This window comes from Jiangella anatolica (assembly GCF_003236295.1).
Taxonomy (GTDB): domain Bacteria; phylum Actinomycetota; class Actinomycetes; order Jiangellales; family Jiangellaceae; genus Jiangella; species Jiangella anatolica.
The window spans coordinates 1-19,554 of the sequence record NZ_POTW01000119.1 but is presented as its reverse complement, the minus strand read 5'-3'; the positions used below and the strand labels follow the sequence as shown (position 1 = coordinate 19,554).

Genomic DNA, 19,554 nt, shown 5'->3' with positions numbered 1-19,554 from the left:
CACCGGAACGGTCCGCCGCCGGTGCCGACGTCCCGCCGCCGTCCGTGACTCCCGTCGTGAAGGACACACCGTGATCGATCGCCGTCAACTCCTCAAGCTCGGCGCCTTCGCCGGCGCCTCCGCGCTCGTGCCGGCCGAACGCCTGGCCGGCGTCTTCCGCGGTCAGCCGTCCGTGGCACCCGAGGTGCCGAAGTTCGCCGTGCCGCTGACCGTTCCGCCGGAGCTGCGTCCGCGGCGGCTGCCCGAACGGCTGGACTACTACGACGTCACGATGAAGGAGGCGACCGCCGAGATCCTGCCGGGCCTGAAGACCCCCGTGTGGACCTACAACGGCAGCTTCCCGGGACCGACGATCAGGGCCCGGGCCGGGCGGCCGGTGGTCGTCCGCCAGCGCAACCTGCTGCCCGAAGAGGCCGCGGTCCATCTGCACGGCGGGAACGTGCCGTCCGGCTCGGACGGCATGCCCGGCGACGAGATCCCGCGGAACGGCTCGCGCTACTACTTCTACCCGAACGCGCAACCGGCGGCGACGCTCTGGTACCACGATCACATTCACCACCAGGAGGCCGTCCGCACCTACCGCGGGCTCGCCGGCCTGTACCTCATCTCCGACAAAGCCGAGGACGCGCTCGGACTCCCCCACGGGCCGTACGACGTGCCGCTGGTGATCCAGGACCGGTTCTTCAACGCCGACGGTTCGTTCCGGTTGCCGGGCCCGGGCGAGTTCGCCGGCGACGTCACCCTGGTGAACGGCCGGCCGCATCCCGTCCTGGAGGTCGAACGCCGGCCGTATCGCTTCCGGCTCCTGAACGCGTCGTCGTTCGACGGGCTGCTCGCTCTGAGTCTCAGCAACGGTGACGCGGTTCAGGTGATCGCCGGCGACGGCGGCCTGCTGCCGGCCCCCGTCCCGGTCCGGTCCGTTCCGCTGGCGCCCGCGGAGCGCGTCGAGGTCGTGATCGACTTCTCCCGGTATCCCATCGGCACCCAGATCGTGCTGCGCAACAGCCTGACGATCTTCGGGACGGCGCCCGAGGTGATGCGGTTCGACGTCACCCGGCCCGCCTCGTCCGGCTACCACCCGTTGCCGGCGAAGCTGGTCCCGGTCCGGCGCCTGAAGGAGTCTTCGGCCCGCGTGCGCAGGGAGTTCACGCTGAACCTCGACCCGGTGACGGGCAAGATGGTCATCAACGGCAAGGAGTTCGACCCCGAGCGGGTCGACATCGAGCCGCGCCTGGGCGACACCGAGATCTGGACGATCGTCAACGCCGAGAAGCCGGCCCTGCCGATCCCGCACGTCTTCCACACCCACCTGGTCCGGTTCCAGATCCTCGATCGCAACGGCCAGCCGCCCGAGCCGATCGAAGCCGGCTGGAAGGACAGCGTGAACATCGAGGCCGGCGGGTGGGTGCGGATCATCATGAAGTTCGGTGACTTCCCCGGCCGGTACCTCTACCACTGTCACCTTCTCGGCCATGCCGACCTGGGGATGATGGGCCAGATGAACGTCAGACGACGTCGCCACGCAAAGGGGCGGCTGTCGTGACCCCGCCGAGCGGCACGGCCGCGCCTGCCGCGACGTCGAGCCGGCTTCCCGGGGCGATCGGGCTCGTGGCCGGCGCGATCGGGGTCGTCGCCGGCCTGGTGCTGATCCTCTACCCGGCCGCGGTCGACGAGGACCAGTACAGCTATCCGTTCGGCGCGACGGGCTTCGCGATCTCGCAGATCGTGCTCCTGGTGCGCGATCTCGGGTTGGCGATCCTGCTCGCCTCGCTCTGGAGCTCCGGCGCCATCGGCCGCTCCCGGCTGGGCCGCGTCGGGGTGGCCGGAAGCGTGCTCGCGATGGTGGCGCTGGCGGTTCTGGAGGCGGTGTCGATCATCGCCGAGGACGACATCGACGTCGGCGCCGCCTACGGCCTCGCGTCGTTCGCCATCGGCCTGTTCGCCGTGCTCGCGGGGATCGCCGTGCTGCGCGCGAAGATCTGGACCGGCCGGCGGCGATATCTGCCCCTGAGTCTCGGGGTGTACGTCTTCGTCCCCATGACCCCCGGCATCCTGGCCGGCTACGTCGTGGAGCAGCTGGTGATCGCCGGCTGGATGGTCCTGTTCGCCGTCCTCGGCTGGGTCCAGGTCAACGCCGCGACCCGCACGGCGCCATGACCGCCCGATCGACACGCCTCGGCGACGGCAGGCCGGCGCGACCAGACATGTCCCCGCTCGGCGTCGCGGCGCCGGCGCCGACCGCGCGGCGGCAGTGGCTGGGGCCGGCCGCGACCGGCGCCCTGCTCGGCCTCACCTGGGCCTCCAGCCTGCGCGGGTGGATGATCCAGCTCGCCGGAGACGACTCGCGCTTCACCTGGAGCGGCACCTTCCTCTGCCTGCTGCTCCCCGGCGCCGTCGTGGGCGGCCTGCTGGGCTGGGCCGAGCACCTGCGGCGGACCGACGAGCGACGCCGTGCCCACTGGCTGGTGCTCGCGCCGTTGCTGTTCCCCATCGGCCCGTTGTCGATCCCCGGTGCGATCCCGCACCTGTTCAGGACCGGGGAAGGCAGTGCGTCCATCGGCATGGTGCTCCTGGCCATGCTGGCCGGCTACTCGTTGTCGGGTCGAGGTGCGGTCTGGGCACGCATCGGGTGCGGGATCGTCGGTTTCGCGATCGTGCCCGCCATGTTCCTCGCCTCGAGCACCCCGCAGAACACGTGGGCGGCCACCCTCTTCTCCACCCTGTTCGTGACGCTGGCGCTGGCCTGCGCCATCCCGCAGCGCCGCCAGAAACCCCCGTCGCGCGCGCCGGGCGGTTGACGGGCGCTCTGATCGCCGGTGGCTGTACCTGTCGCCACCGGCCGGCCCGAATCGGAGCATCGCCACCTCGCCTCCTGTCGCATCGAGTCCCCTCACCCTGCGCCGAGCCGCATCCGGGTGGAACCGCAGCTCGTCATTGACACGATTCAAAACCCGTCCTACGCTCGCCGCAATGTCGAACTCCCTTCGACAATGCCGAACGCGCCGAGCGGCCGGAAATGGAATCGACGATGACTGACAACGACGTCGCGCGGCCGGTGGCCGCCGCCCCGCGCCCAGAGCCGCGGACCGCCATCCAGGCGATCGACCGCACCGTCGCTCTGCTCGACGTCGTCGCCGGCGCCGGCTCACACGGCATCGCGCTGAGGGACCTCGCCGAACAGGTGGGACTGCCGGCATCGACGGCGCGGACGCTGCTGGCCTCCCTCGTGGCGCACGGCCTCGTCGCCCAGCACGCGAGCAGCCGCCACTACCTGCTGGGGTCCCGGTTCTTCGAGCTGAACCGCCGGTTCGTGCTGCAGACCGACCTCTCCGCCGCCGCCGCGCCGGTGCTGCGCCGGCTCTGGGAGCGCACCCAGGAGACGGTGCACCTGGCGGTGTTCCACGGCTACCGCCGGGCCGACATCGCCGTCCTGGTCAGCCCGCAGCTGCTCACCATCGACCCGACGACGGCCCGGTTCGTCGACGCCTCGGCCACTCCGCCGTACCGCACCGCGGCCGGGAAGGTGCTGTTCGCCGGGCTGTCACGGCCCGAGCGGCTGAGCATGCTGCGTTCGGCGCCCTGGCGCGACGACACCCCGCCGGACGAGGGCGACCTCATGGACGCCATGGACGACGTCGCCAGGCGCGGGTTCGCGACCAACCTCGAAGAGGAGGCGCCCGGCGTCTGCGGCGTCGCGGCGCCCGTGCGCGACCACACCGGGCGCACCATCGCGGCGGTGTGCGTGGGCTACCCGTCCGTCCGGCACACCGACGCCCACGCCGCCTCGTTGCGCGACGACGTGATCGACGCCGCGGCCGAGCTGTCGCTGATGCTCGGCGCCGATCCGCGCGAGGCGAGCGCATGACGCCGTACTACGACGTCGTCGTCGCGGGCGGCGGGACGGCCGGCGGGCCCGCGGCGACGCAGGCGGCCCGGCTGGGCGCCCGCACGCTGCTGGTCGAGAAGAACGGCGCGCTCGGCGGCACCACGACGGTGGCGGGGGTGTCCCTGCCGGGCCTGTTCCACGCGTGGGGCCAGCAGGTGATCGCCGGCATCGGCTGGGAGGCCGTGACGCGGTCGGTGCGCGAGGCCGGCCTGCGGCTGCCCGACTTCTCGCGCTGGGACCTGCCGCATCACCGGCTGCAGGTCCGGGTGTCGCCGGCCGTGCTGGCGGCGGTCCTGGACGACACGGTGGTCGGCTCAGGTGCGGAGCTCCTGCTGCACGCCATCGTGGCCGAGGCCGCGTGGGACGGGACCGAGTGGCGGCTGACGCTGGCGACCAAGGACGGGCTGCACCGGATCCGGGCCGGCGCCGTGGTCGACTGCACCGGGGACGCGGACGTCGTCGCGCTCGCCGGGCTGGCCCGGTCCACCCGCCCGCGCCGCCAGCCCGGCACGATCATGGTCCGGCTGGGCGGCTACGACCTCGCCGCCATCGACGTCGACGCGGTCCAGGCCGCGCACGACGACGCGGTACGGCGCGGCGACCTGCTACCGGCGGACCTCGCGCACAACCCGGTCGCGAAGTTCCTGCGGGTCCGCGGCGAGAACGCGATCCACGTCACCGGAGTGCAGGGCGGCACCAGCCGCGACAAGACCGACGCCGAGGTCGCGGGTCGCCGCACCCTGCTGCGGATCCTGCGGTTCCTGCGGCGCCAACCCGGCCTGGAGCAGGTCGTCATCGAGTCGTGGGCGATCGAGACCGGCATCCGCGAGAGCTGGACCATCGACGGCCACGCCACCATCACGCTCGACGACTACGTCAGCGGCCGCGCCTGGCCCGACGCGCTCAGCTACAGCTTCTACCCCATCGACGTGCACCGGCCGGACGGCGACGGCATCGACATCCGGCCGCTCGCCTACGGCACCGTGCCCACCATCCCACGCGCGGCGATGATCCCACGCGGATCGTCCCGGCTGGTCGTCGCCGGTCGCGCCATCAGCGGCGACCAGGAGGCGTCGTCCGCATACCGGGTGCAGGCGTCGTCCATGGCCATGGGGCAGTCCGCCGGGGTGCTGGCGGCACGCGCCGTGGACCAGGGCGCCGACGTCCTGGACCTGCCGCTCGACCTCATCCGCGACGACCTGCGCGCCCACGGGGCGATCCTTCCTGGCGACGTCGTCGTGCCACCGCTGCCGACCAAGGAGACCTCATGACCATCGACGCCGCTCGGTCCCGTCCCGCTCGTGTCCTGATCCAGCGGGCCGCGCTCGGCACCGCCCTCGTCGTCGCGCTCGGCGCCTGCGGGTTCGTCAACTCCGGCGACGACTCGACGGAGGAGGGCGGGTCGGGCGGCAGCCTCACGGCGTATGTCAACACCGAGCAGAACACCGGCCTCGCGCCGCTGATCGAGGCCTACGAGGAGGAGACCGGCGGGACCGTCGACATCTCCTCGGCCACCACCGACGAGCTGAACCAGCAGCTGCGGGTGCAGCTGACGTCCGGGACGGCGGCCGACCTGATCCGGGTGTCGCCGGGGAACTCCAGCCCGGTCGCGGTCGGGGTGCTGGGCCGCGAGGGCGAGCTGACGGACCTGTCCGACGCGGCGTGGACGGACGAGCTGTCCGACGACACCCGCGCCCTCGCCGAGGTCGATGGCCAGGTGCTGGCCTTCCCGGTCAGCCGCAACGCCATCGTGATGGCCTACAACCGGCAGGTGTTCGAGGACGCCGGTCTCGAGGTGCCGACCACCTGGCAGGAGTTCCTCGACGCCTGCGCGGCGCTGGACGCGGCCGGCGTGACGCCGATCGCGGCGCCGTTCCAGGGCGGCATCTTCTTCCAGTTCTGGGTGTACGCGCTGGCCGGGACGCTGGTCTACGCCGACAACCCGGACATCGACGCGCAGCTGGCCGCGGGAGAGACGACGTTCGCCGAGAACGAGGCGTGGGGCCAGGTGTTCGCCCGGATCGCCGAGCTGCGCGATGCCGGCTACCTCTCCGACGGCATGCTGGGCATACCGGCCGACCAGGGCATGCAGTCGGTCGCGACCGGCGAGTCGGCGATGGTGCTGATGGTCTCCGCCGGCCTGCCGCAGCTGCACGGCTACTCCGAGGGCGGCGCCGACGCGTTCGGCGTCTTCGCGCTGCCGGCCAACGACGACCCCGAGGCGACTCTGGTCCCCGTGGCGCCGGACTTCCTGGCCGTCAACGCGGCCGCCGACCCCGCCGCGGCCCGGGAGTTCCTCGACTTCCTCGCCGAGCCGGAGAACGTCGCGGCCTACGCGAACGAGATGGGCGTGCTGCCCGGCCTCGCCACCGAGGTCGAGCTGGACAGCGATGTGCTGGCGACGATCGAGCCGCTGCTCGCCGACGGGCGCTCCGTCGCCTACGCCAACTACCTGTGGCCCAACGGCGACGTGCAGCAGACCATGCTGCAGTCCGGTCAGGAGTGGCTCGACGGCGCCCTCGACACCGCCGGCCTGCTCGGCCAGATGGACGCCGAGTACGCCAGGGGCCAGTCGTGACCCTGACCCTCAGCCGGCCGGCGGTGGATGGCGGTCCACCCGCCACCCGGCGCCGGGCCCGGCGGGCGCGGGTCCCGTACCTGATGCTGGTCCCGGCGCTGCTGTTCTACGCCTTCGTGGTGCTGTGGCCGACGCTGCAGGGCGCGGGGTACGCGTTCACCGACTGGGCCGGACGAAGCGAGACGCCGGGCTTCGTCGGGCTGGACAACTTCACCGAGCTGTTCTCCGCCCCGGCCGCCCGCTCCGCGCTGCGGAACACCCTGGTCATCGCGGTGTCGACCACGATCGTCCAGACCCTGGTGGGCCTGGCGCTCGCCCTGGCGCTGCACTCGGCGCTGGCCAGCCGGAACCTGCTGCGGACCATGTTCTTCGCGCCGGCGCTGCTGCCGCCGGTGATCATCGGATTCCTCTGGCAGTACATCCTCACCCCCGCCGGACCGCTCAACGACGCCCTCGGCGCCGTCGGGCTCGGCGGACTGGCCCAGAACTGGCTCGGTGACTCGTCGGTCGCGCTGGCCAGCGTCATCGCCGTCATCATCTGGCAGAACGCCGGCCTCACCATGGTCATCTATCTCGCCGGCCTCGAGGGCGTGCCGCCCGAGCTGCACGAGGCCGCCACGATGGACGGCGCCGGGCGGTGGCAGCGGCTGCGCCACGTCACGCTCCCGCTGCTCGTGCCGGCCACCACGATCGCGCTGTCGCTCACGCTCATCGGGAGCCTCAAGCTGTTCGACCAGGTGTACGTCATGACCGGTGGCGGGCCCGGCTACGCGACCGAGACCCTCTCCGTCGTCATGTACAAGGAGGCGTTCGTGTCCGGCCGGTACGGCTACTCCACGGCCATCGCGCTCGTCCTGACGATGATCGTCTTCGCGTTCGCGCTGCTTCAGCTGCGCGGCCTGCGGCGATTCGAGGTGCAGCAGTGAGCGTCGTGGCGGTGCGGTCCGCGGCCCGGCGCCGGTGGACCCTGCCGCGTATCGGCGCCGAGCTCGGCATGCTCGCCCTGGCCGCGATCTTCCTGTTCCCCTTCTACGTCTTCCTCACCGTGGCGCTCAAGACGCCCGCGGAGCTGGCCCGCTCGCCGCTGTCGGTCCCGACGGACCCGGCGCTGGCGAACTTCACCGAGGCCTGGCAGCGCGGCGACCTCGGCACGGCGATGGTGAACTCCGTCGTGGTGACGAGCCTGTCGGTGGCCCTGCTGGTGGCCTGCGGCTCGCTGGCGGCATACGTGCTGGCCCGGCGCGGTACCCGGCTGGGCTACGGGATGTACCTGCTCTTCCTGCTCGGCCTGATGATCCCGCTGCAGCTGGGCATGGTGCCGCTGTACCAGCTCATGCGCGATCTCAACCTGCTGCAGACCTACACGTCGCTGATCATCTTCGAGATCGGGCACCAGCTGCCGCTGGCCGTGTTCCTCTACGCGGGCTTCCTGCGCGCTCTGCCGCGCGACTACGAGGAGGCGGCGCGGGTCGACGGCGCCGGATCGCTGGCGGTGTTCCGGCGCATCGTCTTCCCGCTGCTGCGCCCGGTGACCGGCACGGTGGTCATCCTGTCGGCCATCAACATCTGGAACGACTTCCTGACGCCGCTGCTCTACGTGGGCGGCAGCCCGCAGCAGACGCTGCCGGTTGCGATCTTCGCCTTCCGCGGCGAGTTCGCCAGCCAGTGGCAGGTGATCTTCGCCGGCATGGGCATCGCGATCGTGCCGATCCTCGTCGTCTACTTCCTGCTCCAGAAGTACATCATCAAGGGCTTCGCCAGCGGCATCAAAGGCTGACGCCCGTCATCTCGGCCGCGGTCGCGGCGGATACGGAGGCACCATGGCACACGCAGGCGCGCGTCCGAACCGGCGGACGGTGCTCATCGGCGGGGCGGCCGGGCTGGTGGGTGGGCTGGCCCTCGCCCGGCCGGCGTCCGCGGACCCCGTCACTCCGGCGGGGAGCGGGCCGCTGCCTCGGCTCGCGCCGCTGCCGGCCGGTGCGCCCGCGCGGACGGCGTTCGCGCCGGCGGAGCAGCGGTACGCGCCGTACCTGGTGACGCTGGCCGACATGGTCAACGACATCGACGACTCCGACACCGAGCTACGGGGGTTCATGACCGGCGGCTGGTGGCGCACGCCGAGCGAGCCGTTCAACGCCCGGATCATGGAGCACGTCGCCACACTGGCCTGGTTCCACGGCGCCGACCGGCCCTGGAACCCGTACCGTCACGACCCCGCCCTGCTCGCCCGCCTCGACGCGGCCGTCGGCTACTACCTGCGGCTGCAGCACGACGACGGCTCCTGGCCGGAGTACGCGCCGGACGAGCGGTCGCGGGCGGCCACGGCGTTCGCGCTCGGGTACCTGAGCAAGACGCTGCACGAGCTGCGCGACGCGGGCGTCCTGCCCGACCGCGGCGCCGAGATCAGCGCCGCGCTGCACCGGGCCATGACCTGGTTCCTCGACCCCGCCAACACTGGCGTCTGGCAGGACGGCATGGTCGAGTTCGCGAACCAGCCCGCCGCCGGGCTCGCGGGCGCGGCAAAGGCGCTCGACCTCGATCCCGACGCGGGGCTGCGCCGCCTGCTCGACGACCGCATCGCCTACTTCGCCGCCCACGCGCAGAGCCCGGCCGGGTTCCTCTACGAGCCGCGCGGCATGGACATCGCCTACAACCTCAACGTCACGCTCACCGAGCTGCACGAGATCCACACCGAGGTCGGCGCGCCGGTGCTACTGCCCGTGGTGCGCCGGCTCGCGGAGTGGCTCACCTACACCGTCGTCCCCGAGCCCGACGGCGCCGGCCTGGTCTCGTTCGCGTCCGGCGCCGCGCGCACCCCGATGTACTTCCTCGACGCGGTCACGCCGGACCGGCAGCAGCGCGACCTCGGATCCGTGTTCTGCCGCTCGGTGCCGCAGTTGCGGGTCTTCTACCCCGCCCGCGAGGAGCGGGACGCGCAGCGGGCGGCGTGGGCGGCGGACTCGTCGCCGGTGCCGGTGCTGGCGCCGGGCGACACCAACCCACGGATCCCGGCGAACATCCCCTACGGCGAGGGGTACCCGACGCGCCGGCAGCGCGACGTGGCGATCGCCGGGCTGCCTGCCGTCCGGTTCGGCCGGTTCACCGAGCTGCGGGTCGACCCGCAGGACCAGCACTACCTGTTCCTCCGGCGCCCGTCGTACTACCTGCAGGCGTTCCTGGGCACGCGGCCCAACGGGGTGGTGCGGGCGGGCCTCGGGCTGCTGTGGCACCCGGCCGCCGGAACGTTCGTCCACGGCGGCCAGAGCAGCAACACCGAGTGCTGGGCGACCGTCCTCCCGAACGGCGGCACCGACGGCGCGTCCAACCTGACGCCGGTGTATCACGACGGCCCGGCCGGTTCGGGGCCGGTCGTGGCGCCCGACCTGGTCGCGACGGTCCGCGGCGATCTCGGCCTGCGCTGGACGACCGCGGGCGGCAACGTCACCGTCGCCGCGCTGTTCACCGACGCCGGCCTGGTCCGCGAGATCGCGACGACGATGGACGCCGTCGAGCAGGTCCCGCTGGTCCTCCGACCGGACGACGACGTGCGGTGGTCGACCGGGGACGAGGTCGTGTTCGGCACTCCGGCCGCCGCCACGGCCGGCTCGCTGACGATCACCCGCGGCGGCGTCACCCTGACCGTCGACTGGGGCCGAGCGGCCGGCGCCACCGTCACGCCCGCCGCCCGCACCTATTTCCTGGACGGATCGCGGCGGCTGCACGTCCTGCGGGTTCCGCACGGCCGCGCCGGCCGGATCGCCTACACGTTCACCTCGACCTGAGCCCACGCCGGGGCGACGCATCCTGCGGGTGCCCCCGGTCGGGTTCGAACCAACACTGTCCAGCTTTTAAGGCTGGTGCCTCTGCCAATTGGGCTACGGGGGCCGGCAACTCAGTATCGCGCCTGGCGAGGCGGCTGTCTCCAGTCGAATGACGCAAATCGGGCACGATTGGATCACGCCACCGATGTCACAAAACGCCGCCCGGAACAGTCGTATGAGTGTGAGGCACAACGGAGCTGACAGCACGGCCCTGGGCGGGGCCGATCCGCACGACGTGCTCGGGGTGCGGCGCGGGGCGAGCCCGCAGCAGGTGAACCGGGCCTTCCACCGGGAGGCGCTGCGCGGCGGGCACCCAGACACCGGCGGCGACGCCCGGGCGTTCCGGCGGCTGGTCCTCGCGCGGGACACGCTGCTCGCGAACCCCGTCACGTCGCCGCCGCGGCCACACCCCACGCCCGCCGCCGCGCCCCGTCCGGCGGCGCCGCGACCGGCACAGCCACGGCCGGGACAGCCTCGGCCGGCGCCATCGCGGTCGGACGGCAGCGCGCTGCCGCTGATCGTCCTGTTCTTCCTCTTCCTCGTGATCGTCCCGCACGTGCTGCTGGCGCTCGTGCTGATCCTCGTCCCGTAGCTACAGGTAGGTCTGCCGCGGGAAGACGGCATGCGCGCCGGCCACCCGGTCGAGGAAGAGGTAGCCGGCGCAGTGGTCGATCTCGTGCTGCAGCGCCCTGGCCTCGAACGCGTCGGTCTCGACGACCAGCTCCTCGCCGCTGCCGGGTAACCGGCCCCGCACGGTCAGCCGGGTCGCGCGCTTGACGTCGCCGGTGAGGTCGGGGACGGACATGCAGCCCTCGCGCCCCTTCTCCTTCCGGGTCGCCTCGACCACCTCGGCGTTGCACAGGACAAAGGTGCCGTGGGACGTGCGGGTCTTCGGGTGCTGGCTGACGTCGACGGCGAAGACGTGGGCGGCGACGCCCACCTGGTTGGCGGCCAGGCCGACGCAGCCGGGCGAGACCCGCATGGTGGCGACGAGGTCGGCGGCCAGTTGCACGACCTCCGGAGCCGACGGGTCCACCAGCGGCGACGGCGACGACAAGCCGGCGGCGGGGGCACGGACGACGGTCAGGACGCGGCCCGGCACCCCGAGGTCGGCCTCGGTCCAGTCGGCGACGCTCACAGGACGTCGGTCTCCTGCGGCCGCAGCGTGACGCCCACACCCAGCTCGGCGCCGGCGTCGCGCAACGACGCGCCGACGGCGTCGGCGTCGGCGTCCGCGGGCAGGTCGACCTCGGCGACGGCGACATAGAGATCGCCGGTGAGCCGGGTCGTGAGGTCGGTGACATTGCCGCCGGCCGCCGCGAGGACCCGCGTCACGGCCGAGACGATGCCGGGCCGGTCGCCGCCGTGGACGGTCAGCACGTAGGGCCGCCGGCCGAGCACGTCGGCGGGGTCCTCACCGGGCACCGCGGCGGCGACGACCTGCAGCCGTCCGTCCGCGGTCAACGGGGCCAGCGCGTCGCGCACCTCGTCCGGCGACCGGTCGCCGGAGCAGATCAGCATCATGGCGAAGTGCCCGCGCAGCAGGGTCATGGTCGAGTCTTCGAGGTTCAGGCCCAGCCCGGCCAGGCCGGCGGTGGCGTCGGCGATGATGCCGGGACGGTCGTGCCCGATGACGGTGACGGCGATGAGGCTCACAGGCTCCATCCAACCGGACGGACCATCGGCAGGTCACTTCGGCCGTCCCGATCCGGGCGAACCGCCAGCACCTGGTCGACCCCGATGCGCGCGGCGTCGAACGAGACGGCGGACGCGGCCATGTAGAGGCGCCAGACCCGGGCCCGACCCTCACCGGCCAGGTCGACGGCGCGCCGCCAGCCGCGCTCCAGGTTCGCCACCCACGCCCGCAGCGTGCGGGCGTAGTGCTCGCGCAGCGCGTGCACGTCGCGGACCTCGAACCCGCCCGCCTCCAGCCGGCTCACGACGTCGCCGATCGGGATCAGCTCGCCGTCGGGGAACACGTACGCGTCGATGAACGTGCGCCGCGGCCGGGCCAGCCCGCCGGCGCGCGGCCGCCCGGACCGGACGATCTGGTGGTTGAGCAGCCGGCCGCCGGGGCGCAGCAGTCCGTACAGCCGCGCGGCGTACTCCGGCCAGGTCGCCGCGCCGAGGTGCTCGGCCATGCCGACGCTGGCGATCGCGTCGTACGGCCCGTCGGCGACGTCGCGCCAGTCCTGCACCCGGATCTCCACGGCGTCGGACAGGCCGGCGTCGGCGACCCGCTGCTTGGCGTACTCGGCCTGCGGCACCGAGAGCGTCACGCCGACCGCCTCGACGCCGTGGTGCTCGGCGGCGTGCAGCACCAGCGAGCCCCAGCCGCTGCCGACGTCGAGCAGCCGCATGCCGGGCCGCAGCCCGAGCTTCTGACAGATCAGCTCGTTCTTCGCCCGCTGCGCCTGCTCCAGGGTGGCGGAGTCGCCGGTCCAGTAGGCGCACGAGTAGACCATCGACGGGCCGAGGACCAGCTCGTAGAAGTCGTTGCCGACGTCGTAGTGGTGACTGATCGCGGCGCGGTCGCGGCCCCGGGAGTGCCGGTCGCCGGCCAGTACGACCTCCTCCGGCGGCGGCTTCAGCGGCGGGCCGACGGCGCCCAGCACGACGGCCAGCCGGATCACCTCGGCGCGGTCGGCGGCGCCGAAGCGGCCGCGCCCGCCGAGCTCGCGCAGGGTGTCGTCGAGCCTGGTCAGCGCCTCGTCCAGGTCGCCGTCGACGTCGAGCTCACCGGCCACCCAGGCGCGCGCCAGGCCGATCTCGTCGGGCTGCCACAGCAGCCGGCGCAGCGCCCGCCGCGAGTGGATCACCAGCACCGGACCGTCGGCGGGGCCGGCCTGCGCGCCGTCCCAGGTGCGGATCGCCAGCGGCAGCGGCCGTCCCAGCAGCCGCTCGACCAGTCCGGCGATGCGTCCCGCCGCTCCCCCTGTGGACATGGCGACCTCCCGTCCGTACCCCTCCCGCCACGCTAGCGAGGCGGGAGGGCCGCTGCCACGGCTTTGCATCGGGGCAGCCCACGGCGGGCCCGGGCGCGCGCGGTGGCTCAGCCGCGCGGCGCCCGTCCGCCCGCCGTGGCGGCCGTCTCCGCCGGACGCTCGTCCGCGGCCGGCGTGGGCCGCACGGCCTGGGGCAGCGGCGCGTTGGCCCGGCGGAAGTCCTCGCGCGGCATCCGCATGCGGCCGAGCGTGACGACCTCGCGCTTGAACAGCAGCGCCAGGGTCCAGTCGACGACCACGCGGGCCTTGCGGTTGAACGTCGGCATCTTGCTCATGTGGTACGTGCGGTGCATGAACCAGGCGGCGAAGCCGCGCACCTTGATGCCGTACGTGTGCGCGACGCCCTTGTAGAGGCCGAGGCTGGCGACGGAGCCGATGTACTTGTGCTTGTACGGCTCGGGCACCCGTCCCTCGAGCGAGGCGATGATGTTCTTCGCCAGCAGCTTCGCCTGCCGGACCGCGTGCTGCGCGTTCGGGGCCGTGTAGACGCCCGGCTGCCCGGCGGACAGGTCCGGGATCGCGGCGTTGTCGCCGGCCGCCCAGGCGTCGTCGAGGCCGTCGATGCGCATCTCCGGCAGGCAGCGGACCCGGCCCTTGTCGTCCAGCGGCAGGTCGGTGTTGGCCAGCATCGGGTTGGCCTTCACGCCCGCCGTCCACACGAGCGTGTCGGCGTCGAACGGCTTGCCCTTGGACAGCACGACGTGCCCGTCGACGCAGGACTTCAGCAGCGTCTCGAGGCGGATCTCGATGTCGCGCTCGCTCAGCTGGACGACGGTGTACTCGCCCATCTCCGGCCCGACCTCGGGCAGGATCCGGCCGGCCGCCTCGACCAGCACCCAGCGCATGTCGCTGGGCTTGAGCTGCGGGTAGTAGCGCAGCGCGTAGCGGGCCATGTCCTCCAGCTCGCCGAGCGCCTCGACGCCGGCGAACCCGCCGCCGACGAAGACGAACGTCAGCGCACGGCGGCGCAGCTCGGGGTCGGTGGTCGACGCGGCGACGTCGAGGCGGTCGAGGACGTGGTTGCGCAGGGCGATGGCCTCTTCGATCTGCTTGAAGCCGATGCCGACCTCGGCCAGGCCCGGGATCGGCAGCGTCCGCGAGATCGCCCCGAGCGCGACGACGATGATGTCGTAGCCGAGCTCGTACTCCGCGCCGATCTCAGGCTTGACGGTGACCGTCTTGGCGGCGTGGCTGATCGAGGTGACCTCGCCGGTGATGACGTCGCAGCGCTTGAGCACCCGCCGCAGCGGCACGACGACGTGCCGCGGCTCCAGCGAGCCGGCCGCGGCCTCGGGCAGGAACGGCTGATAGGTCATGTAGGAACGCGGGTCGATGACGGTGATGCGGGCCTGACTGCGCTTGAGTGATCGCTGCAGCCCCAGCGCGGTGTACATGCCGACGTAACCGCCGCCGACGATGAGGATGTGCGGGGTCCCGGTGCGTCCGACTCTCCCGTTCATATCTCCCAGCGTAGCGCTTGTGAACAGATTCACAAGAGCTTTCACGGTGCGTTCCGCCACATCGGCCCTTCGGCGCCGGCCGAACCGTCCCGGGTCGATGATGGGTCCATGACCACTCGCCTGATGGAGCGCGACGGCGCGGGGCTGGCCGCGCTGGCCACCCTGCTCGCCGACCCGACCCGCGCCACGATGTGCCTGGCCCTGATGGACGGCCGGGCGTGGACGGCGACGGAGCTGGCCCGGCACGCCGGTGTGGCGCCGTCGACCGCGACCCAGCACCTGAACCTGCTGGTCGGCGGTGGGCTGCTGGCCGAGGTCCGGCAGGGCCGGCACCGCTACGTCCGGCTGGCCGGGACCCCCGCAGCGGACCTGGTAGAGCGGCTCGCGGCGGCCGCGGGCGACGCCGGCCGGCCCGGCGCCGAGCCGGCCGCGCCGTCCTCGCTGACGACGGCGCACCGCCGCCGCGCGCTGGCGGCCGCCCGCACCTGCTACGACCACCTGGCCGGCACGCTCGGCGTCGCTGTCACCGACGCGATGACGGCGCGCGGCCTGCTGTCCTGGGACCGCGGGCTGGTGCTCACCGACGAGGGCGACCGCTGGATGTCCGCGCTGGCCGGCGGCTGGCCGCCGGAGTCGCGACGACCGCTGGTGCGGTCCTGCCTGGACTGGACCGAGCGCCGGCCGCACCTCGGTGGCGCCGCCGGCGCGGCGTTGTGCGCGCACGCCGTCGACGCGGGCTGGTTGGTCCGCGTGCGGCGGTCCCGGGCGCTGCGGCTCACCGACGCCGGCCGGACGGCGCTGCGGGAGCGGCTCGGGCTGGAGCTGCCGCCGGCCGGCTGAGAACGCGGCCGCCTCGCGATGTCGATTCCGCCCGCCGCCGCGTGACGGACTCGGTGAAGGCACCCGACCAGAGAGGACTCCCATGTCGCACTACGCGATCCTGATCTACGACTCCGGCCGGCCGAGCGCGGCGGCGGACCGGCCCGCGCACGACCAGCACGCCGACGACCTGGCGTCGTCCGGCACGATGCTCGCCGCGTACGCGCTGCGGCCGGGCGCGCAGGCGCGGTCGGTCCGCGCCGACGGCGTCACCGACGGGCCGTTCCTGGAGACCAAGGAGGTCGTCGCCGGCGTCTACGTCGTCGAGGCGCCCGATCTCGACGCCGCGGTCGCGATCGCCGGGCGCAACCCCGCGGTCCGGCAGGGCGGCGGCGTGGAGGTCCGCGAGATCGAGAGCGGCACGCTCCCGAGCTGACGTCAGCGGGCGGCGGCGGCCCGGCCGAACACGTCGTCGAGCATCGGCTCGGTGAGCCGGCCGGTGAACGTGTTCTGCTGGCTGGGGTGGTAGCTGCCGATCAGCCGGACCGGCGCCACCGCCCCGTCCTCCGGCGGGAGCAGCGTCACCTCGGCGCCGTGCCCGAAGACCGGCCGCGGCCGGGGCACGGTCAGCCCGGCCCGGCCGAGCGCCCGCAGCGCCGCGGCCCAGGCGAACGACCCGAGCGCGACCGCCGCGCGCACCGTCGGCAGCACCAGCTCCACCTCACGGTCCAGCCACGGCTCGCACGCGTCGCGCTCCTGAGTCGTCGGCTTGTTGTCCGGCGGCGCGCAGCGAACGGCGGCGATGATCCGCGCGCCGGTCAGCTCCAGGCCGTCGCCCGCGTGCGTCGCCGTCGGCTGGTTGGCCAGGCCGGCGCGGTGCAGCGCGGCGTAGAGCCAGTCGCCGCTGCGGTCGCCGGTGAAGACGCGGCCGGTGCGGTTGCCGCCGTTGGCCGCGGGCGCCAGGCCGAACACCAGCACCCGCGGCCGCGGGTCGCCCCAGCCCGGCGTGGGCCGGCCCCAGTACGGCTGGCCGGCGAACGACTTGCGCTTCTCCCGCGCGACGTCCTCGCGCCAGGTCACCAGCCGCGGGCAGGCCCGGCAGACCGAGGACCGGGCGACGACCTCGGCCAACTCCGCGCCCGCCGCGAGCCGGACCACGTCGTCCGGCGACGTCGCCACCGGAGTGTCCGCGGTGGCGACGTCGCCGGGCCAGCCGGTCCCCGGCGGGACCGGACTGGGGAACGGGTCGCCGGTGAGCGGGTGTGGGAGCAGCACCCCGTCATTCTGCCTACCGGGTGATGACGCCCGTGAGCCGGTCGTAGCGCAGTACCCGCGACACGCTCTCACCCGGGTCGGCGAGTCCGGTGACCTCGAACGCGGTGACGCCGAACCGGACGCGGTCGACGGTCGCGATGCGCAGCCACGGCGCGCCGTCGCGCAGCACGCTGACCTCCGCCAGCAGCGTGCCGTCGCGGCCGGCGGCGATCGCGTAGGCCGGGCCGGTGGGCGGGGCGATGTCGATGCCGCCGTCCGCACGCAGCGTCATCGTGCACGTGAGGTTGCCGCGGCCGCCGTTCGCGTCCCCGATGAAGTCGTACATCGGGGCCGGATCGCCGACGTAGTAGCGCAGCCGGCCGAGGCCGGTGACGTCCATCCCGTTGTAGAAGTTGCGGCCCTCGCGGTCCAGCCACAGGTGCGGGTTGTGCGTCTTCGCGCTGAAGTCGCGACCGGAGTTGTACGAGATGTGCCAGTGCGGAGGGTTGTCGGCGTGCAGGGTGTTGTTGGTCTCGAAGCCCATCAGCACCCACCGGTGGCCCTTCGCCGCCGCCGTCGCGACCAGCCCCGACGCGTGGCAGATGTAGTTCGCGGCGACCAGCTGGTGCACGACCGAGCGGACCTCGCCGGCCGGCCACGGCACCGACGTCCAGGGGCCGGCGACGCGGTCGGGGTCGTTGTGCTCGATGCGCCAGTTCATCCCCGGCACGTTCTCCGGGATGCTCCACACCTGCAGCGTCGGGTGGTTCGCGTCGGCCGACGTCTGCCGTACGGGCAGCGTGAAGGAGAACCGGTCGCCGTCGGCGGCGTCGGGGCGCATCGCCAGGTGGGTGTCCTGGTGGATGACGGTCTCCACGGCGACACCGGGCCAGCGGACGGTGACCTCGACCGCGTCGGCGCGCGGGCCGGTGACGAACGTGTAGTACTCCGCCCGGCTGGCGACGGAGTACCGGGTCCCGGCCAGGATGGTGTAGCCGGCGGGCAGCGTGATCTCGGGGACGCTCGGGGTGTCGGGCCGGGTCCGGACCAGGCGGAACGCGGCGTAGGCGGTGGGTTCGGCGGCGGTGGCGGCCGACGGCAGGGTCAGCGCCAGGCCGGCCGCGGAGGCACCCGCGAGGAGGGTGCGCCGGGTCAGTGCTCCGGACATGTCAGGGCCCTTCTCTCGTCGACGCGGCGAATCGGTCCAGTCCGAATCGTCACGTGTGCCGTGAACCGGCGCAGGGCGGGGAGTTGAACGCCAGTTGAAGAGCGCGGGGCCCGGCCGGTGGCGCCGGCCGGACCCCGCATGGTTTCTTCGGTCAGGCGGGGACGGCGCTCCAGGCGATGCCGTCGAGGATGTCGTGCTCGCTGACCAGCACCTCGTCGACGCCGGCGCGGTCGACGACGCAGCGCAGGACCAGGGCGCCGGCGGCGATGACGTCGGCCCGGCCGGGGTGCATCGGGCCGATCGCCAGCCGCTCGTGGTGGGTCAGCGTGAGGAGGTGATCGCTGATCGCCCGCACCTGCTCGGCCGGGATCCGGCTGTGGTGGATGGCGGCGGAGTCGTACTCGGCCAGCCCCAAGTGGATCGCGGCGACCGTCGTCACCGAGCCGGCCAGCCCGACCAGCGTGCGCGCGTCGGCCACCGGCACGACGGCGGCGGCCTCGTCCAGCGCGGCCTCGATGTCGGCGCGGGCCGCGGCGACCTGCTCGGAGGTCGGCGGGTCGGACCGGAACCGGCGCTCGGTCAGCCGGACGCAGCCGATGTCGACGCTGCGGGCGGCGGTGACGCCGTCGCCGCCGCCGAGGGCGAGCTCGGTCGAGCCGCCGCCGATGTCGACGACCAGGTACGGCGGCCGACCGTCGCCGGCCAGGCCGCGGACGGCGCCGTCGAACGACAGGCCGGCCTCCGTCGCGCCGGACACCACCTCCGGCTCGACGCCGAGCACCTCGACGACGCCGGCGACGAACTCGTCGCGGTTGGCGGCGTCGCGGGTCGCGCTGGTGGCGACCATCCGGACCCGCTCGGCGCCGAGCTCGGCGATGACGGCGGCGTACTCGCGCAGCGTCTGGAACGTGCGGTCCAGGGCCTCCGGGGCCAGCACACCGGTGCGGTCGACGTCCTTGCCGAGGCGGACGATGCGCAGCCGGCGGTCGAGGTCGTGCTGAGCGCCGTCGCGGAGATCGGTGACGAGCAGCCGGATCGAGTTCGTGCCGCAGTCGATGGCGGCCACCCGGGTCATGCGGGGCTCCAGTCGCAGGTCACGGGGGTCCACGCGTCCTTCATCAGGTCCAGCGCGCGGTCGCCGATCGGGTTGACGCCGGCCCCGGCGGCGAGACTGTGCGCGACGAGGACGTGCAGGCACTTGACCCGGTCGGGCATGCCGCCGGCGGTGATCCCGGCGATCTCCTCGACGTGGGCGATCGCCTCGCGGCGGGCCAGGTAGGACTCGTGCGCGGCGCGGTAGGCGGCGGCCAGCTCCGGGTCGGCGGCCAGCTCGTCGGCCAGCTCCTTCATCGTGCCGATCGACTCCAGCGTCGACGTCGCGGCGACGGCGCGCGGGCAGGTCAGGTAGTACAGCGTCGGGAACGGCGTGCCGTCGGCCAGCCGCGGCTCGGTCTCGACGACGGACGGATGCCCGCTCGCGCATCGGGCGGCGATCGTCCGGACCCCGCGCACCCGCCGGCCCAGCTGCTGGGTGACGGTGTCGAGGTCGGCGGGGGTGGGTGG

General features: G+C 73.4%; 20 protein-coding genes and 1 tRNA gene. 12 read left to right on the top strand and 9 right to left on the bottom strand.

The features are described from left to right. Positions 1–70: 70 nt before the first annotated feature. The 9 genes from C1I92_RS29675 to C1I92_RS29635 all read left to right on the top strand — a co-directional run bounded on the left by C1I92_RS29675 (position 71) and on the right by C1I92_RS29635 (position 10,246). Positions 71–1,543: a multicopper oxidase family protein gene (locus tag C1I92_RS29675; protein ID WP_111258244.1), complete on the top strand. Its 1,473-nt coding sequence runs from the start codon at positions 71–73 to the stop codon at positions 1,541–1,543. Next, positions 1,540–2,157 carry a hypothetical protein gene (locus C1I92_RS29670; protein ID WP_111258243.1) on the top strand — a complete coding sequence of 206 codons (618 nt, stop codon included), beginning with the start codon at positions 1,540–1,542 and terminating at the stop codon, positions 2,155–2,157. The genes C1I92_RS29675 and C1I92_RS29670 overlap by 4 nt, the downstream gene beginning before the upstream one ends. 47 nt (positions 2,158–2,204) lie before the next feature. Continuing rightward, the gene (locus C1I92_RS29665; protein WP_111258242.1) at positions 2,205–2,798 is read left to right on the top strand and encodes a hypothetical protein; all 594 of its coding nucleotides are present in this window, start codon (positions 2,205–2,207) and stop codon (positions 2,796–2,798) included. A gap of 230 nt (positions 2,799–3,028) precedes the next feature. Continuing rightward, a complete protein-coding gene (locus tag C1I92_RS29660; protein WP_158564328.1) occupies positions 3,029–3,865 on the top strand; it encodes an IclR family transcriptional regulator in 837 nt (278 codons plus the stop codon). Next, positions 3,862–5,157, top strand: a complete 1,296-nt coding sequence (locus tag C1I92_RS29655) for an FAD-dependent oxidoreductase (protein WP_111258240.1) — start codon at positions 3,862–3,864, stop codon at positions 5,155–5,157. The genes C1I92_RS29660 and C1I92_RS29655 overlap by 4 nt, the downstream gene beginning before the upstream one ends. Beyond that, a complete protein-coding gene (locus tag C1I92_RS29650; RefSeq protein WP_111258239.1) occupies positions 5,154–6,464 on the top strand; it encodes an ABC transporter substrate-binding protein in 1,311 nt (436 codons plus the stop codon). Before C1I92_RS29655 ends, C1I92_RS29650 begins: the two co-directional genes overlap by 4 nt. After that, positions 6,461–7,390 carry a carbohydrate ABC transporter permease gene (locus C1I92_RS29645; RefSeq protein WP_199521724.1) on the top strand — a complete coding sequence of 310 codons (930 nt, stop codon included), beginning with the start codon at positions 6,461–6,463 and terminating at the stop codon, positions 7,388–7,390. Before C1I92_RS29650 ends, C1I92_RS29645 begins: the two co-directional genes overlap by 4 nt. Continuing rightward, on the top strand, positions 7,387–8,241 hold the full coding sequence (locus C1I92_RS29640; RefSeq protein ID WP_199521723.1) for a carbohydrate ABC transporter permease: 855 nt from the start codon (positions 7,387–7,389) through the stop codon (positions 8,239–8,241). Before C1I92_RS29645 ends, C1I92_RS29640 begins: the two co-directional genes overlap by 4 nt. Before the next feature lie 43 nt (positions 8,242–8,284). Then, positions 8,285–10,246, top strand: coding sequence for a hypothetical protein (locus C1I92_RS29635; protein WP_111258238.1), 1,962 nt, complete (start codon positions 8,285–8,287; stop codon positions 10,244–10,246). Between the two features lie 29 nt (positions 10,247–10,275). Here the strand turns inward: C1I92_RS29635 and C1I92_RS29630 are convergent. Continuing rightward, a tRNA-Leu gene (locus C1I92_RS29630) sits at positions 10,276–10,349 on the bottom strand. Between the two features lie 111 nt (positions 10,350–10,460). Here C1I92_RS29630 and C1I92_RS29625 point away from each other — a divergent pair. Beyond that, the gene (locus C1I92_RS29625; RefSeq protein WP_146605330.1) at positions 10,461–10,877 is read left to right on the top strand and encodes a J domain-containing protein; all 417 of its coding nucleotides are present in this window, start codon (positions 10,461–10,463) and stop codon (positions 10,875–10,877) included. Here C1I92_RS29625 and C1I92_RS29620 read toward each other — a convergent pair whose 3' ends face one another. The 4 genes from C1I92_RS29620 to C1I92_RS29605 form a co-directional block, all read right to left on the bottom strand. Next, positions 10,878–11,423, bottom strand: coding sequence for a peptide deformylase (locus C1I92_RS29620; protein WP_111258236.1), 546 nt, complete (start codon positions 11,421–11,423; stop codon positions 10,878–10,880). Next, on the bottom strand, positions 11,420–11,941 hold the full coding sequence (locus tag C1I92_RS29615; RefSeq protein ID WP_111258235.1) for a glycine cleavage system transcriptional repressor: 522 nt from the start codon (positions 11,939–11,941) through the stop codon (positions 11,420–11,422). The genes C1I92_RS29620 and C1I92_RS29615 overlap by 4 nt, the downstream gene beginning before the upstream one ends. Further along, the gene (locus C1I92_RS29610) at positions 11,938–13,230 is read right to left on the bottom strand and encodes an SAM-dependent methyltransferase (RefSeq protein WP_111258234.1); all 1,293 of its coding nucleotides are present in this window, start codon (positions 13,228–13,230) and stop codon (positions 11,938–11,940) included. Before C1I92_RS29610 ends, C1I92_RS29615 begins: the two co-directional genes overlap by 4 nt. A 107-nt stretch (positions 13,231–13,337) precedes the next feature. Then, positions 13,338–14,750 (bottom strand): NAD(P)/FAD-dependent oxidoreductase, encoded by a 1,413-nt coding sequence (locus C1I92_RS29605; protein WP_111258233.1) that lies wholly within the window; start codon positions 14,748–14,750, stop codon positions 13,338–13,340. 108 nt (positions 14,751–14,858) lie between these two features. Here C1I92_RS29605 and C1I92_RS29600 point away from each other — a divergent pair, with 108 nt between their 5' ends. Together C1I92_RS29600 and C1I92_RS29595 are read left to right on the top strand one after the other, a co-directional pair. Then, positions 14,859–15,590 carry an ArsR/SmtB family transcription factor gene (locus tag C1I92_RS29600; protein ID WP_199521722.1) on the top strand — a complete coding sequence of 244 codons (732 nt, stop codon included), beginning with the start codon at positions 14,859–14,861 and terminating at the stop codon, positions 15,588–15,590. An 82-nt stretch (positions 15,591–15,672) separates the two neighbouring features. Then, entirely contained in the window at positions 15,673–16,005 is a 333-nt protein-coding gene (locus C1I92_RS29595) for a YciI family protein (RefSeq protein WP_111258231.1), read from the top strand. A 2-nt stretch (positions 16,006–16,007) separates the two neighbouring features. Here C1I92_RS29595 and C1I92_RS29590 read toward each other — a convergent pair whose 3' ends face one another. From C1I92_RS29590 to C1I92_RS29575, 4 genes are all read right to left on the bottom strand, one after another. Then, positions 16,008–16,844: a uracil-DNA glycosylase gene (locus C1I92_RS29590; RefSeq protein WP_111258230.1), complete on the bottom strand. Its 837-nt coding sequence runs from the start codon at positions 16,842–16,844 to the stop codon at positions 16,008–16,010. Positions 16,845–16,857: 13 nt separating this feature from the next. Next, the gene (locus C1I92_RS29585) at positions 16,858–17,991 is read right to left on the bottom strand and encodes a hypothetical protein (protein WP_111258229.1); all 1,134 of its coding nucleotides are present in this window, start codon (positions 17,989–17,991) and stop codon (positions 16,858–16,860) included. Positions 17,992–18,142: 151 nt separating this feature from the next. Beyond that, on the bottom strand, positions 18,143–19,066 hold the full coding sequence (locus C1I92_RS29580) for a Ppx/GppA phosphatase family protein (RefSeq protein ID WP_111258245.1): 924 nt from the start codon (positions 19,064–19,066) through the stop codon (positions 18,143–18,145). Then, on the bottom strand, positions 19,063–19,554 hold a 492-nt coding region (locus C1I92_RS29575; protein WP_111258228.1), incomplete at its 5' end, for a DUF501 domain-containing protein. The genes C1I92_RS29575 and C1I92_RS29580, both read right to left, overlap by 4 nt.

What these genes read in the sequence shown, in the direction of transcription:
- C1I92_RS29665 (WP_111258242.1), top strand. Translation starts at nt 2,205, where the DNA reads ATGTCCCCGCTCGGCGTCGCGGCGCCGGCGCCGACCGCGCGGCGGCAG.
- C1I92_RS29660 (WP_158564328.1), top strand. Translation starts at nt 3,029, where the DNA reads ATGACTGACAACGACGTCGCGCGGCCGGTGGCCGCCGCCCCGCGCCCA.
- C1I92_RS29655 (WP_111258240.1), top strand. Translation starts at nt 3,862, where the DNA reads ATGACGCCGTACTACGACGTCGTCGTCGCGGGCGGCGGGACGGCCGGC.
- C1I92_RS29650 (WP_111258239.1), top strand. Translation starts at nt 5,154, where the DNA reads ATGACCATCGACGCCGCTCGGTCCCGTCCCGCTCGTGTCCTGATCCAG.
- C1I92_RS29635 (WP_111258238.1), top strand. Translation starts at nt 8,285, where the DNA reads ATGGCACACGCAGGCGCGCGTCCGAACCGGCGGACGGTGCTCATCGGC.
- C1I92_RS29625 (WP_146605330.1), top strand. Translation starts at nt 10,461, where the DNA reads ATGAGTGTGAGGCACAACGGAGCTGACAGCACGGCCCTGGGCGGGGCC.
- C1I92_RS29610 (WP_111258234.1), bottom strand. Translation starts at nt 13,230, where the DNA reads ATGTCCACAGGGGGAGCGGCGGGACGCATCGCCGGACTGGTCGAGCGG.
- C1I92_RS29605 (WP_111258233.1), bottom strand. Translation starts at nt 14,750, where the DNA reads ATGAACGGGAGAGTCGGACGCACCGGGACCCCGCACATCCTCATCGTC.
- C1I92_RS29600 (WP_199521722.1), top strand. Translation starts at nt 14,859, where the DNA reads ATGACCACTCGCCTGATGGAGCGCGACGGCGCGGGGCTGGCCGCGCTG.
- C1I92_RS29595 (WP_111258231.1), top strand. Translation starts at nt 15,673, where the DNA reads ATGTCGCACTACGCGATCCTGATCTACGACTCCGGCCGGCCGAGCGCG.
- C1I92_RS29585 (WP_111258229.1), bottom strand. Translation starts at nt 17,991, where the DNA reads ATGTCCGGAGCACTGACCCGGCGCACCCTCCTCGCGGGTGCCTCCGCG.
- C1I92_RS29580 (WP_111258245.1), bottom strand. Translation starts at nt 19,066, where the DNA reads ATGACCCGGGTGGCCGCCATCGACTGCGGCACGAACTCGATCCGGCTG.